The organism is Granulicella mallensis MP5ACTX8 (genome assembly GCF_000178955.2).
In the GTDB taxonomy this organism is placed as follows: Bacteria; Acidobacteriota; Terriglobia; order Terriglobales; family Acidobacteriaceae; genus Granulicella; species Granulicella mallensis.
On sequence record NC_016631.1, the window covers coordinates 2,512,367 to 2,527,074 of the forward strand.

10 protein-coding genes are annotated in these 14,708 nt (G+C 59.9%); 2 read left to right on the plus strand and 8 right to left on the minus strand.

Annotated features, from left to right (window positions below; all coding sequences use genetic code 11):
• Positions 1-80: 80 nt before the first annotated feature.
• The 4 genes from ribF to ygfZ form a co-directional block, all read right to left on the minus strand.
• A complete protein-coding gene (ribF, locus tag ACIX8_RS10510) occupies positions 81-1,049 on the minus strand; it encodes a bifunctional riboflavin kinase/FMN adenylyltransferase (RefSeq protein WP_014265319.1) in 969 nt (322 codons plus the stop codon).
• Positions 1,049-1,852, minus strand: a complete 804-nt coding sequence (locus tag ACIX8_RS10515) for an MBL fold metallo-hydrolase (protein ID WP_014265320.1) — start codon at positions 1,850-1,852, stop codon at positions 1,049-1,051. The genes ribF and ACIX8_RS10515 overlap by 1 nt, the downstream gene beginning before the upstream one ends.
• A 3-nt stretch (positions 1,853-1,855) precedes the next feature.
• The gene (locus ACIX8_RS10520) at positions 1,856-2,527 is read right to left on the minus strand and encodes a DUF1844 domain-containing protein (protein ID WP_014265321.1); all 672 of its coding nucleotides are present in this window, start codon (positions 2,525-2,527) and stop codon (positions 1,856-1,858) included.
• A 116-nt stretch (positions 2,528-2,643) separates the two neighbouring features.
• Positions 2,644-3,597 (minus strand): CAF17-like 4Fe-4S cluster assembly/insertion protein YgfZ, encoded by a 954-nt coding sequence (gene ygfZ / locus ACIX8_RS10525; RefSeq protein WP_014265322.1) that lies wholly within the window; start codon positions 3,595-3,597, stop codon positions 2,644-2,646.
• Between the two features lie 114 nt (positions 3,598-3,711).
• Here ygfZ and ACIX8_RS10530 point away from each other — a divergent pair, with 114 nt between their 5' ends.
• Complete coding sequence (locus ACIX8_RS10530) at positions 3,712-5,313, plus strand: hypothetical protein (RefSeq protein WP_014265323.1); 1,602 nt, start codon at positions 3,712-3,714, stop codon at positions 5,311-5,313.
• A 269-nt stretch (positions 5,314-5,582) separates the two neighbouring features.
• Here the strand turns inward: ACIX8_RS10530 and ACIX8_RS10535 are convergent, their stop codons facing one another.
• The gene (locus tag ACIX8_RS10535) at positions 5,583-7,829 is read right to left on the minus strand and encodes a tetratricopeptide repeat protein (protein WP_190273765.1); all 2,247 of its coding nucleotides are present in this window, start codon (positions 7,827-7,829) and stop codon (positions 5,583-5,585) included.
• An 86-nt stretch (positions 7,830-7,915) separates the two neighbouring features.
• Between ACIX8_RS10535 and ACIX8_RS10540 the strand changes: the two genes are divergently transcribed.
• The gene (locus ACIX8_RS10540; RefSeq protein WP_150110567.1) at positions 7,916-8,752 is read left to right on the plus strand and encodes a hypothetical protein; all 837 of its coding nucleotides are present in this window, start codon (positions 7,916-7,918) and stop codon (positions 8,750-8,752) included.
• A 2-nt stretch (positions 8,753-8,754) separates the two neighbouring features.
• Here the strand turns inward: ACIX8_RS10540 and ACIX8_RS10545 are convergent, their stop codons facing one another.
• Genes ACIX8_RS10545 through ACIX8_RS10555 form a run of 3 tightly spaced genes read right to left on the minus strand, consistent with a single transcriptional unit; the run spans position 8,755 to position 14,658 of the window.
• Positions 8,755-10,248: an efflux transporter outer membrane subunit gene (locus ACIX8_RS10545; RefSeq protein ID WP_014265326.1), complete on the minus strand. Its 1,494-nt coding sequence runs from the start codon at positions 10,246-10,248 to the stop codon at positions 8,755-8,757.
• Entirely contained in the window at positions 10,232-11,485 is a 1,254-nt protein-coding gene (locus tag ACIX8_RS10550; RefSeq protein WP_014265327.1) for an efflux RND transporter periplasmic adaptor subunit, read from the minus strand. The genes ACIX8_RS10545 and ACIX8_RS10550 overlap by 17 nt, the downstream gene beginning before the upstream one ends.
• Positions 11,482-14,658 carry an efflux RND transporter permease subunit gene (locus ACIX8_RS10555; RefSeq protein ID WP_014265328.1) on the minus strand — a complete coding sequence of 1,059 codons (3,177 nt, stop codon included), beginning with the start codon at positions 14,656-14,658 and terminating at the stop codon, positions 11,482-11,484. The genes ACIX8_RS10550 and ACIX8_RS10555 overlap by 4 nt, the downstream gene beginning before the upstream one ends.
• Positions 14,659-14,708: the final 50 nt, after the last annotated feature.

A 14,708-nucleotide genomic window follows, 5' to 3' on the forward strand; every position in this document is an offset into this window, starting at 1 on the left:
CTAAAGATCAAATGGGGCGCAGCCTGTGAATGCGTGTCCGTAATGAAACGTGGCTTGTCTAGCAGCAACGTGAACTGCTTTTAGTGCAGGGAGACATGCAGCGCATCGCATAGCGTAAAGTAGCGTTGCGCGCGCCGAACGTCGAGGCCGATCTGTGCGCGTAACGCCTCGGGATTCGGGAACCGCTGCTCCCCGCGCAGCCTGTAGAGAAACGTCATCTCAAGCGGACTTGTCTCGTCCAGATCGATCGGTTCGAAGTCCAGGAGGTGGGTCTCCACCGCAAAGGAGTCGGCGCCAAAGGTTGGTCGATTGCCTGCGTTGGTGACTCCGCGGAAGACGCGGGCCTGGTCTCCCGTGCCCACGCGCAGGGTTGTGATGTAAACGCCGTGCGCGGGCAGAAGGTCTCCATAGGGGGCGAGGTTCACTGTCGGCACGGTGTAGCGGGTGCCGTAGCCTCGGCCCGATGCCGGGGTGCTATGAATGCTGAACGAGCGTCCGAGCAGGGCGCGTGCCTGGGGAAGCTCTCCGGTGGATACGAGCGTGCGGATGCGGCTTGAAGACACTGCTGCGCCGCGCAGGATGTAGGGCTCGTAGGCTCGAACGAGGAAGCCGAGTTCACGCCCTATCTGCGACAGGCTGTCGATGCCGGCTTCAGCCCTGTGGCCGAAACGGAAGGTCTCTCCTTCGTGGACCTCCACTGCCTGCAGACCGTCGCGCAGAACGCGCTCGGCAAACTGTCGGGCGGTCCATAGCCTTAGCTCCTCGGTGAAGGGAAGCACCAGGGCCAGATCGACGCCGGTTTGATCGAGGAGCTCAAGTTTTTCCGCGAGCGGTGTGATGAGGGGCAGGCGTGAGGTGTTGTGCAGAATGTGTGCAGGGTGCGGATCGAAGGTAACGACCGCGGCGCGCGCGCCGATCTCGCGAGCACGCGCGATGACAGAGGCGACCACCATGCGATGGCCGCAATGAACGCCGTCGAAGTTGCCGATGGAGACAACGGAGGGCGAAGGGAACGAGTTGAGTTCAGCAAGCGAACGAACGATCTGCATCAGGCGATCTCGGGAATCTCGAAGTCTAATTTGAGGCCGTCATGCGCGAGGCGAATGTGATCGGGCAGCGAGGCGTTGGTGGATTCATGGTCCAGGTCATGGCTGATGTGGGTAAAGAAGGCACGCCGGGGCGCGATCTTCTCCACGAGCTCAATCGACCGTGCCAGGTGCGAGTGGCTGGGGTGCGGTTCGCGCCGCAATGCGTCAAGGATAAGAATATCGAGCCCTTCGAGCAGAGGCAGGCTCTCGGCGGGGATGTCGCTCATGTCCGTGAGGTAGGCGGCGGAGCCGAAGCGGTACCCGGCGATGATATTGCGCCCGTGGATGACGGGCACACGAACGAACCGCGCGCCGAACAGGTCGACGGCCGTACCGGTAGCGGTGCCGAGACGATGGATCTGGACGCGCGCGCTGGTGGGGTAGCGGTCTACCTTGCGGAAGGTGTACTCGAAGACTCGTTCGATGACCTGGGCTGTGTCGTCGTCCGCGTAGAGCGCGATGCCTTCGGGGGTGGCGAAGCTCAGAGGGCGCAGATCGTCCATGCCGAGGATGTGGTCGGCATGGCTGTGGGTGTAGAGCACGGCGTCGACGCTGCGGATGCCTTCGCTGATCGCCTGGGCATGGAAGTCCGGACCGGTATCGACCAGCACGTTGTGCCCGCCGTAGCTGACCTGGATCGACGGCCGTGTGCGCCGATTGGGCGAGCCCGGAATCAGTGCGGAGTTGCAGACAGCACAACCGCAGCCGAGCGTGGGCACGCCCATCGACGTACCGCTGCCGAGGAATGTAAGAGTTGCCTGCATTGACTAGCGAACGATGCTCGGGCCGTTCTGGCCGCTGGGGGGCATGCCGGTTCCGGGAGCGCCCTGCCGGCCTGCGGCCTGGCGGGAGAGGGCCTGGGTGATCTCGAGGAAGCCCATCTGCATCTCGAAGAGGGCCGAGCGTACCAGCTTGTCTTCGGCTTCGGAGAGATTGCCCCTGGTCTTCTCGGCCACGACGGCGAGCATATCGACGGACTGGCGTGCGCCAAGCAGGTCGACCTGCGGGGTCTGGCCGGGTTCGGCGGTGCCGCCGAGCTGGATGATCGCCTGCATGTAGATCGACTGCACGAGGCGGTCGAAGGTCATCTCGGGCAGACGGTCCATGCCCGGATTGGTGGCACGAATGGCGGTGTCCAGGCGCTCGACGGTGGCGTTATAGGCGCGCGCTGCCTGCTCGCTCTGCTCCGCCGTAGGTGCGGGGGGAAGCTCTTCGCCGGGCTCGACGTCGGTGGCTTCTTCAGCCGCGGGCTTGTCGGGAACGGCCTGAGGGCCGGTTAGCCGGGCGGACGAGTCGTAAGCGTCCTGTGGGGGCTTGGGCTTCTCGAGCGTTTCAGGGCGCGCGGGTTTGGGTTCGGAGGGGGGAGCGTCGGGACGGATGTCACCTTCCGCGGTGAACTTGCGACGATCGTTGACGACAAACTCTTTGATTTCGGCCATATTGTTCTCAATGATATTGGATGCCGGCGGCCATCGTTGCGATTGTTGCCGGAATTGCTTGTTGTGGTGAGCTCTGGAAAAGGGGTCGGTTGAGCTACGAGCTAAGAGGGGTCGAGCTATGAGGTTCCTGGGCTGCGGGGGATAGCTGTGCCGCCAGCGTAGGTGAGGGGCTGGTGGGTATCCAGCGCTTCGCGGCGGATATAGCCCAGGGCGAGCAGCGTGGGGCCTTCAGGCAGCGGCACGAGCGCGGCGCTGGTGAGCTCGCCGACCGGCTTGCCGTTGGCTTCGATGGGGGCGGGCAGAGTGGGCAGATCACCAATGAGACGGAAGGCTGTGAAGGTGCGATGCACCTGTCCACGCGAGCGGATGCGCTCGACGATCTCCTGGCCGAGGTAGCAGCCCTTGTTGAAGTGCAGGGCGTGGGCCTGGGCGGTCTCCTGCGGCAGGTCGCGGTCACGGATGTCCTGGCTGAAGAGCGGTGTGGCTTCGATGAGCCGGAGCTGTTCCAGGGAAGCTGAGGACACCTCGACTGCTCCGGCGTTGCTTAGGTTTTCGCGGAGGAGCGCGATAGAGGCCGGATCGTCCCATAGCTCATAGCGGGGAATGGAGCCTGCGGCAGGGGCGAGCAGCAGAAGCGATTTCGCATGGCTGAGATGCAGCGGGTCGAGTGCTGGCAGTTCTGAGGCAGCAAGAATTGCAGGGGCTTTCGCGCCAATTAACAGCAAGCCTTGCTTCTCCGTGTAAGCGGGAGAGAGCTCAACATCGTCCATGATGATGAAGCGATCAAGATGCTGCTGGATAGATTCGACCTGACTGGTGGAGGTCTCGAGGAGAAACTCGTCGCCATCGCGATAGATCGTGCCGTCGCCCTGGATACGGCCCTGCGCGTTTAGCAGGAAGTTGTAATTGCCCTCGCCGGGAGCGAGCGATTGAATGGAGTTGGTCACCATGCCATTGAGCCAGCGCGTTGCGTCCGGGCCGGTGATGCGCAGGAAAGCCCGGTCATCGAGCGGGGCAAAGGCGGCGTTTTCGAGGATCTGATGGAGTTCGTACTGGGTGTCGTCGGCCATGGTTTTCGTACCTCTCAATGATTTCACACAACGGCGAGCAGAATGCATCTCACTCGAAGGACGTCGGCACTATCTCTGTATGAGATGACAGCGCTGCTGTTTAGGCGTCAAAGCATGGGTACACTTGAAGAAGCAAAGTACATTGGAGGCGGTTTGAGCTTACGGCGAGCGGTTGGGTCTTTGGTGGCGGTGATGGTGCTGAGCGCGGCTCTGCCGTCCTGGTCGCAGGCAGCTTCGCCCGCGAAACAGGATCCCAAGCCTACGCCTTCGCCGCAGAGTGGCGCCACGTCCCCTCAAGTGGATTTACGCCTGACAAAGTTGCAGGAGAGGCAACTGCTGGCGAAGCTGGATGACACCTTTCACTTCGTCAGCAAGGACACCGGACTCGAGATCAAGCGGCCGATCAAGAGCAAGTTCACCTCTCGGGATGAGGTAAGCAAGTTCCTGCGCAAGAAGTTCGACGAAGACAAAGACACCAAGCGGATGGAGAACAGCGAGCTGGTGTTGAAGAAGTTCGGGCTACTGGATCGTGACTTCCATCTGCGGCCTTTCATGCTGAGCCTGCTGACCGAGCAGATCGCCGGCTTCTACGACAACAAGACCCAGACCATGAACCTGCTGGACTGGGTTCCGCTGGATCAGCAGGAGCCTGTGATGGCCCATGAGTTGACCCATGCGCTGCAGGACCAGCGCGTAGGGCTGACGAAGTGGGAGAACCAGGAGCAAGAGGGCATTGCCAAGGACGTAGGCGAGGACAACAAGCATATCCAGACGGACGAGGTGGACACCGCCCGCGAGGCCGTGCTCGAAGGGCAGGCGATGGTGACCTTTGCCGACTACATGCTGCGGGATTCGGGCAAGACCCTGAAGGACATGCCTCAGGTGGGCGAGCAGCTGCGAAGCGGCGCTGGAGATATGGGCGATTCCCCGGTGCTGGCGCGGGCTCCGTTGTTGCTGCAACAGTCCTTGTTGTTCCCGTATTCGGAGGGCCTGGCGTTCGAGCAGGAGATCCTGGTGAAGACCGGGCCTGCCCACGCCTTTGCCGGTGTGCTCGACAATCCGCCGAGTTCGAGCTTCGAGATCATGCATCCGGATAAGTTCCTGGCCCATGTGCCGGTGCCGGTGATGCGGATGCCGGATATTCATCCTCTGCTGGAAGAGGCAGGCTATGCGCCGTACGACATCGGCGTGATGGGCGAGCTCGATGTGCGGATGACCGCAGAGCTGTTTGGCGGCCGCCCGTTGGCCGAGGCGCTGGCTCCGAACTGGAACGGTGGCCTCTACTACGCGGCACAGCGCAAGAACGCGACTGAGGCAGAGAAGCAGACGACGGCGTCGTTGGCACTGCTGTACAGCTCACGATGGAAGAACGACGACTCGGCCCGTAGCTTCTTTACGGTGTTCGAAGAGGAGTTGCCTCGGCAGTATGACGGGTTGAAGCGCCGCAAGCAGGATGAGAAGGACGAGACCGAACGGGTGTACTCGACCCATGAGGGTGATGTGTTTCTCTCGGTCGTAGACGACCGCGTGTGGGTGAGCGAGGGCTTCGATCTGGCATTGGCACGCAAGCTGCGCGATGCCGTGGATGGAGCGCAGGGTGTTGGGCCGATCCAGGTGGCTTCGTCTGTGAAGGGGAAGGAACTGACAGCCGGCCTATCGCATTGGATGGGCTCGCTGGGAGTGGTGCTGCCTCGTGTGGATGCGGTTTCGCGGTAAGGTAGCTCTGCACAAGTTCAGACTGTAAGCTATTTTGCTTTTGTTCTGGGTGTTGTTTTTCTGGTTGTCATTCCGAGCGAAGCGAGGAACCTGCTGTTCGCTTGTGTCGCCACAGCATCTTCCATGGCTATAGTTCTGGCCATGTGTTTTCAGGGAATACGAGCGAAGAACGGGAGATAGCAGGTTCCTCGCTTCGCTCGGAATGACAACCAGAAAAGCAAAGACAACAACAGCAAAGGCAGGTTATCGTGCTGCGGGCATTGCTGCCTTCAGCGTGGGATTTGACTCATGAGTGACTCTGCCTTTTCCTGGGCATGCAGAGCCTGATCCTGTCTTCCTGTGGCCGTGTACATCGCGGCCAGGATCTTCCATCGTCCAGCTACCGCAGGGGTCTCCTGCACGGCTTTCTCTTCTGCTCTAACGGCCGCAGGCCAGTTCGATAGCTGACTGTAGGTTGCCGCTTCGGCATCGTACAGGTCGGCTTTTGCCGGGCCACTGTCTGGTAATACCTGCGATGCCTTCTGCAGTGTCTGTAACGCTGTGTTCGCCTGACCGTTGAGGACTTCTGCTTTGGCCAGCGATAGTTCGACTGAGAATTCGGGCTGGGCAGCTAATCGCAAGGCTCTCTGAAAGGCGTGGATGGCTTCGGGATAGCGTCTCTGATTCGCGTAGAGCAATCCAAGCTGATACCAGGCGGCATCGGACTCGGACATCTTCAAGCTGCTGCGGAAGGATTCCCCTGCGGCGTCGAATTCACCGCGCGAAGCTTGAAGCTGTCCGTTCAGCAGAACGAGCGAGCGGTCGTCCCGCGCAATCCTCCCGGCACTCGCAAGCGCTTGCTGTGCCTCATCGTTCCGGCCCAGCAGGAAATAAAGAACAGCCGCATTGGCGAGCTTCTGATAGTGCTCCATGCGCAGGCGTCTGCTCTGGGGAAGATTCCCATCGTCGACAAGCTGCTGATGTTGGCAGTCAACCCTGAGAGCAGAGAGCTCGGCCTGCGGCAACGCGCCGTCGCGCACAAATACGATGGCGGTTGTATCGAAGTAGACCGGCACCCAGTTTCGGCTGCTGCAATCCTCGCGTAGCGGGACCTCTTCGATTCCCCAGAAGCGGGAGAGAGGCAGGATGACGGTCTTGATGTGATACGTTGCAACGGCCTGGTTCCACTCTTCAGAGTCGAGAGGCAGATGCGTGAGTTTCAATTGTGCGGAGACGATTCGATCTCCAAAGGGGAGGTAGCGGCCATCGGCAAAATCTCGATAATGCGGGCCCAGTCTCCAGGTGAGATAGCTGCTCAGATTGAACGTGGAAAAGAGTTCTGTCGGTAGATGATTTTTTTCTATGAAGGCTGCTGCCTCCTGCGGCAGCCACCACGAAGCTCCTGCGCCAAAGAGAGTAATCCGATCCTCACGGAGAGAGGTGCGGTCTGTCACGATGTCGTGACAGCGCCAGGCCACAAACGATAGAACGGCAATCATTCCTGCCCAACGCAATCCTGGCCATGTGGCGAAACGTTGGAGATGATGCTGAGAGCTTGCTCTCTCTGCAAAGGCTTCGCCTGCGATCAGGCAGGCAACGGGGAGAAAGACGCCCTGCGTTCGAGACGACCAGAGACAGCTCCCAAACGCCAATGAAAGAAAGAGTGCGAGTCCGAGCTGTCGTTTGTAAAGCAGGAAGACCAGCGCAATTGCAGAGGCTGCAAGCATCCACCAGATGGCGCTGAGAGGTGAGAGCAGTTGCAATCCTCGCCAGGAGAATTCGCGATACAGCGGCGTCAGCTCTCTGATGACATTGGCTTGCAAGGCCGAGATGTGTTCCTGTGCTGCGATAGCCGCGTAGATGCGAAAACCCCACGGGTTCAGAAGCGTGCAAGCGAAGCTTGCAGCTATCCACGGAGCTGCCAGCTTTAGTTGACAGAGAGCCCTGCTCTGTTTGGTTTTCTGGATGCAATCGACGATCTCCGCGGCGATGTAACCCAGCATGAGTCCCAGGCCGGAGATAAAGCCGGTGTGCAGATTGACCCAGAAGATCATGAGGAAAGGCAGCAGCCACAATCGGCGGCTGTCCCTTCCCAGGTAATGATCAAGGAGCACACGAGTATAGGCTGCTGCAATCACAACGGTAAAGATTCCTGAGCGCGGAATCATCTGTCCGGCGAGTGCGGGGACGGCAAGCAGAAGCAGTATGAGTGTTGATGTCTTACTGCGCAACGCGACGATAGCCAGCGTTGCGAGCAGCGCCACCGCGCAAAACCATGAGATGGCTGCATAACCGCCGAGGTGAAACAGATGTCGAAAGACGATGCCCGCAAGAGACGGGTAGATCCACGGCGCTCCCGGTGCTGTGTAAGAAAGCACATCGCCGGAGGCCAGTGGGTTGCGGGCATCCGCCATCTGCCAGCCGAGATCGAAGTCCACTACGGTCTGGAGACCGGCAATGGCTCCATAAAGCATCACAAGCGTCAGCAGGATGAGACGGATCGATGGGGATCGGGTTTGGGCGGAAGAATCTCGCACCGACATCTCTTCCAGAATGCCATTGCCGTGTTGAATGTTCCAGCCCGCCTCTCCTGATACGATGGCACCAACAGATGCGGTTCGCTATGACTTCCAGGACATTGTCCGCGGCCATCTCGCTTGTTGCATTCTTTGGATATTCGTCCGCGCTGTGTGCGCAGGCGGCAAAGACGCCTACGCTGGGAGAGATCCTGCAGCGGCTGGAAGCGAATCTGAACCACTACGACACGGGTGTCCCGAGCTTCTTCTGCGATGAGCATGTCATCTCGAAGATGGAACCTGGCGTGCGCGATCAGGATACGATTACCGACTCCGTCTTCCGCCTCAAACGTACTGCCGACTCCGATCACACGACCGCTCTTGTAGAGTCGCGCGAGATCAAGAGCGTCAATGGCAAGCCGCCAACGAAACGGGACCTGAAGGGGCCGACCGTGGTGAGCGGCGTGTTTGAAGGCGGGCTAGCCGTCGTCTCGCATAATCAGACAGCTTGCATGCGCTACGATCTGCAACGGATTAATCGGAAGCGGCCGACCGATCCTTACATCGTTCGCTTCGCTACGGCTCTTACCCCTGAGAACACTGCCGATTGTCTTCTACAGGAAAAGAGCAAGGGCCTCGTCTTCATCGATCCTGCATCCATGCAGATCACGCATCTGGAACTCACTACCCCACGTCACACCATCATCCCGGGGAATGCGTATGAATCGGCTGTTGTCGGCAAGCGGGACCTCACGGTGGATTATGCGCCTGTACTGCTCGGCGGCCAGAGCTTCTGGATGCCCTCTACCATCACCTCGCGCAACGTCGGTGGTATTGGAACCTTTGACGTGACTGTCTGGTCGTTCCAGGCCACCTATCGCAACTACCACAGGCTGGAGGTCACCTCGCGCATCCTTCCTGCCGGCGAGGTTCCTGGGCCATGACGTTACTGCCATCCTCCGCCGAGCGCGGCATAGAGCTGTACCAGGGAAGCAGCCTCCTGTTGCTGCGCCTGGGCCAGGAGTAGCTGTGCCGAGTAGAGATCCGTATCGGTAGTGAGCACCTCCAGATAGCTGGTGTTTCCGCCGGAGTAACGCAGACGTGCCAGCCGCACGGCATCGGTTGCGGACTTCACCAGTTCTGCCTGGGCTTCGCGATGCTCGCGGGTCTCTTTGTAGGAGACCAGGGAGTTGGAAACGTCCTTGAGCGCGGTGAGGATCGTCTTGCGATACTCGAGCAGCATCTCCTGCTCCTGTGCCTGGGAGAGGTGATAGTTGTTGCGAATGCGGCCGCCATCGAAGATCGGTTGTGAGATCGTTCCGGCGGCGTACCAGTAGCCATTCTGTACAGCGAAGAGGGACTGCAACTGGTTGCTCGACGAACCTCCCAGGCTGGTGAGCGAGATCTGCGGGAAGAACTGCGCCTTGGCGACTCCGATACGGGCGTTGGCTGCGACTAATTTTGCCTCGGCCTGTTGGATGTCCGGGCGACGTTCCAGAAGCTGCGACGGCACGCCGACGGGCACCTCCTGTGGATGCGGCTGCTCGGCTACCGGCAGGCCACGGTCGATCGCTTCGGGATTATGACCGAGCAGAATACTGAGAGTGTTCTCCTGCGCTGCAATCTGGCGGCGCAGATCAGGGAGGTTGGCCTCGGCCGTATGAAGCAGCTCCTCTGCCTGGCGTGTGTCCGCGAGCGAGCCCGCGCCATGCCGTTCGAGCGATTGGGTGAGCTTCAGCGAGTCCTGACGAGCCTTGATGGCGTTCTGTGTGACTTCCAGTTGGGCGTCGAGGCTCCTTAGCTGAAAGTACGCCTCGGCAACGCCTTCTACGAGAGTAGAGCGGGTTGCTTTCTGGGCCCATTCGCTGGCCAGCAGATCAGCGCGCGCGGCTTCGGTCTGGCGGCGATACATGCCCCAGAAATCGAGGTTCCACGCTCCCGATCCGCTGAAGCCTCCTCCGTTGAAGAAGGAGTTGCCTGGTGTGCCGTTGGCGTTATTGCTGATGAGTGACGGAGGCGCCTGCAGTGCGGTGTAGCCGAGTCCGGCAGAGACAGAGGGGAGCTGCTGGGCATGTGTGATGCCGAGCTGCGCCTGGGCCTCCAGAACGCGCTGGGCTGCGATGTGCAGGTCCAGGTTATTTTGCAGGGCCTCCGTGATGAGGCGTTTCAGGACGGGGTCCTGAAAGATCGATGCCCATTGCTGATCGGAAAGAGAGGCCGTTGAGGCCGCAGGAGCGATGTCCGGCGCGAGGATTCCGCGATAGCTTTGCGGCGTGGTGTCGACGGGACGCTTGTAGTTGGGGCCCACTTTGCAGCCGACCACCATCAGCGTCAGCACGCCGGCGACCAGGGTTTGCACGATTCTCTTCACGACAACGTTCCTTCTGGAGGGTTCAGCCAACTCCATGGGGCAGACGGGATGTTCAGCGCACTTCGACATGTTGACCCTCATTGAGCAGATCGCTCGGACTGGCTACGAGCGACTCCGAGCCCTGTAGCCCTGCAAGAACTTCGACCTGTGTTCCCATGTCTTTTCCGATGGAGACCGGGGCGAAGTGGATGGTGTGGTCGGCGTTCACGATGACGACATGCATTCCCGCGTGGTCGACGACGAGAGAGCTGGTCGGAATGATGAGAGACGTGCGCTGCTCGGGCAGGGTGAACTTGATCTGTGCATACATGCCCGGCAGCAGGGAACCGTCCTTGTTGTCGACCTGCACTTCGGTCAGCATGGTGCGGGCTGCGTTATCGAGAGCACCGGCGTTGCGGATGACTGTTCCCGTGTAGGAGCGCCCTAGACGTTCTTTGACATCGACGGCTGCCTTCTGGCCATCCTGAATGTTGACCGCCTCGGACTGGGGCACGTCGACCTGGATGCGCAGCGTGCCGCTCTGCGCAATGCTGAAGAGCGGTTTGGCTGTGCTTCCTCCGCCAGTGCTGACGAGATCGCCGCGCTCGACGTTACGTGCAGTGATGACGCCATCGAACGGAGCGACGATGCGTTCGAAGCTCTGCATCTGCTGCAGCCGTGCTACGTTTGCGTGATTGGCCGTGACGCTGGCCTGGGCGGCTGTGATGTTGGCATTGGCTGCGGCTACATCGGCAAGCCGGGCGTCGTGAGCCTGCACGGCCTCATCGACGATCTGTTGTGAGATCGCGTGCTCTTCGCCGAGGGGAACATCGCGCTCCTTGGTGAGGCGAGTCAACTCCGCGTTGGCTTTGGCCTGCGCGAGCGCAGCCTGGGCCTGCTGAAGCGATGCCTGCGATTGGGCAAGGGTGGCAAGGGCCTGGAGCAGTTGCTGATCGATCTCAGGCGAAGAGATGACAGCCAGTACCTCGCCTGATCTCACCTTCGTGCCGATGTCGACGTTCCTGCGGTCGAGGTAGCCATCGACGCGAGCGAAGAGGTTGGCGCTGTAGAGCGGCTCGATGTTGCCGGGCAGCAGGAGTTCGGAGGTGGGCTCGCCCTTCTGCGCATGCACCAGCGAGACGACAGGGTGTGTCACGCTGGATTCGTTGACTGCAGCCAACGCCTCTCGCTGCCGCGCCAGGCGTGGAAGGACGCCGATAGCGACCAGGATGGCCAGGATCACGACAACTCCAACTACCTTGACGAAGGGGCTGCCGGATTTTTGCTGGGTCTTCTGGGTGGGGACGGTTTGAGTCTGCTGGGTCATGCTGCCTCCTGTGGCGTGCTGGCATTTTTTCCGTGGATCAACGTGAACATCAAGGGAACGAAGAAGAGCGTGGCGAAGGTCGCGACCGTGAGGCCGCCGATCACTGCACGCGCCAGCGGCGCATTCTGCTCGCCGCCTTCGCCCATGCCCAGCGCCATCGGCAACATGCCGACGATCATGGCGAAGGCGGTCATGATGATGGGCCGCAGTCGCGTGAAGCCGGCTGTGATCGCGGACTGGAGAGGATCGACGCCCTTGGCGCGAAGCTCATTGGCGAAGGTAACGAGGAGGATCGAGTTGGCTGTGGCTACGCCGATGGACATGATGGCGCCCATGAGGCTGGGGACGTTGAAGGTCGTCTGCGTCAGGAACAGCGCCCAGACGATGCCGCAGAACGCTCCGGGCAGCGCGCAGATGATGATGAACGGATCAAGCCAGCTCTGGTAGTTGACCACCATGAGCAGGTAGACCAGCATGGCCGCGAAGGCAAGGCCGAGGCCCAGACGATCGAAGGCTTCGTTCATGCTCTCGACCTGTCCGCGCACGACGATCGTGGTTCCCGCTGGAAGGTTTTTGCTCTCTTCCTTCACAATCTGGTTGACCTTTGCAGCCACTGTGCCGAGATCGCTGTCCTGCGTGTTCGCGAAGATGTCCAGAACCGGCGCACCGTTATGGTGGTTGATCACTACGGGGAGAATGGCAGGAGTTAAGGTGGCCATGTTTCCCAACACCTCTGTGCGATTGTTCAGAGTGTGGATCGGGATAGGGGTATTCTGCAGTGCGTTAATCGAGTTGATGTTGTACTGCGGGGTCTGCGCGGCGACGGTGTAGGTGATGCCCATCTTCGGATCCAGCCAGAAGTTGGGTTGGACCTGAGCGCTGGAGCTGAGCGAGATGTAGATGCTGTTGGCTACGTCCTGCTCTGTAAGACCAAACTGTGCTGCCCGCACGCGGTCAATATCGAGATGGAGATCGGGCGCGTCGAGGACCTGGTGCATATGGACGTCCACCGCTCCCGGAACGGCAGCCAGGCGCGCGCGCAGGCGACGGGCAACCTCGTAGTTGGCCGGATCGTAGCCTCGTACCTGGACATCGATCGGAGCAGGCAATCCAAAGTTGAGGATCTGAGTCACCATGTCGGCGGGCTGGAAGAAGAACGTGAGATCGGGGAACTGCTGCTGCAGCTGCGACCGCAGTTCTTTCATATATTTCTGCGTCGGGCCGTGATGTTTCTCATCCAGTGCGATCAATACCTCTCCATCGGCACTGCTGATGGTCGCGCCATCGCCGAAGGCATAGTTGAAGGTCTCAGGGGTCAGCCCGATATTGTCTGTGATCAGTGTGATCTCGTCCGCGGGGATGGTCTTACGTATCTGTTCCTCCACCTGGCTGAAGAGCACCTTGGTGGACTCGATGCGTGTTCCCGGTCTGGCGCGTATGTGCAGCTTGATCTGTCCCGCATCGACAGAGGGGAAGAAGTCTCGACCGATGAAGGGAAGCAGGACAAATGCCGTGGACATGAGGGCGATGGACACGAACAGCGCAGGCTTGCGATGGGCCAGTACAGTTTCGAGAGCCCGTGTGTAGCGCGTCTGCACCCAGGTGTAGCCCTCGTTGAAGCGGTCATGCACGCGTCCGAAGAAGGAACGCGTGGGCTTAGCCAAAGTCTCGAGATCGAAGTGGCCTTCGAAGGTGTGCTCGGCTCCGAGCATGTAGTTGACCAATACCGGAACCAGTGTGCGGGAGAGGACATACGACGCCAACATGGCGAAGACGACGGCCAGTGCCATCGGCGTGAAGAGGAACTTCGCCGGACCCGTGAGGAAGACCACCGAGACAAAGACGATGCAGATGGTCAGCGTGGAGACGAGCGTTGGAGTTGCAATCTCGGAGGCGCCGATCAGTACGGCTTCGCGCAGTGGCTGGCCGTCCATGTGGCGATGAATGTTTTCGATGGTGACGGTTGCATCGTCCACCAGGATGCCGATGGCGAGCGCGAGGCCTCCGAGGGTCATGGTGTTCATCGTCTCGCCCATGGCGCTAAGGACGATGATGGAGCTGAGAATCGAGAGCGGGATGGAGATGGCGATGATCAGCGTGCTACGCCAACTGCCAAGGAAGAGCAGGATCATCAATGCCGTCAAAGAGGCTGCAATCACGCCTTCCCGCAGGACGCCCACAATCGCGGCTTTTACAAAGATCGACTGATCGAAGAGTTCCGTGATCTTCAGACCCTTCGGAGCCGCTGCACGGGAGGCGGGCAGCACGTCGTTCTTGACCTGGTTGACGATATCCAGCGTAGAGACAGAACCCGTCTTCATGATGGAGAGAAGGGCCGCCGGTTTGCCATTAGCGCGGGCTACATTCTGTTGCACGGACCAGCCGTCTCGCACATGGGCAACGTCCCGCATATAAACCAGCGATCCATTGACGGTCTTGATGGGGACGTCGTTCAACGACAGTGCGTCGACCGGACTGGAGTTGGTGCTGACGGTATATTCACTGTTGCCGACTTTGGCTGTTCCCGAGGGAAGCGTAACGTTTTGTGAATTGATCGCCGCAGTGATATCGATGGGGGTCAAGCCCTTGGCAAGAAGGGCATTTTGATCCAGATCGACCATGATCTGGCGTGCGACACCACCGTAGGGTGTAGGTAGAAGGGTGCCGGGAACGGTGCTCAACTGCTGACGGATGCGGAACAGGCCGTAGTCGTAGATCTCCGATTCGGAGAGCGTATCGCTCGAAAGCGCAAGCTGGATGATCGGCACCGTGGAGGCGCTGAAGCGCAGGATCCACGGGGGATTTACGCCAGTCGGCATGCGGAAGCGAATGGAGTTCACGGCCGCGCCTATCTGCGCCGTGGCGGCGTCGATGTGTACCTGGGGCTGGAACGAAATTTTGATAACGCTGGCGCCACTGGTCGTCTGTGAATCGATGGCCTTGATGTCGTTGACCGTGGCCATCACGAACTCACTGAAGACCGTGATTCTCTGCTCCATCTCCTTTGCAGGCAGCCCTGTGTAAGTCCAGATTACGGTGACTTCAGGAATATCGATGTCGGGAAAGATGTCGGTCGGCGTCGTAGCGATCGCTGAGAATCCCAGAACCAGGATCAGGATCGAAGCTACAATGAACGTGTAGGGCCGGTTTAACGCAAGTCGAACAATCCACATCTTGATCTCTCCATTTGCAGAGCACTTCACAAGCAATCAGCGCAATGGAT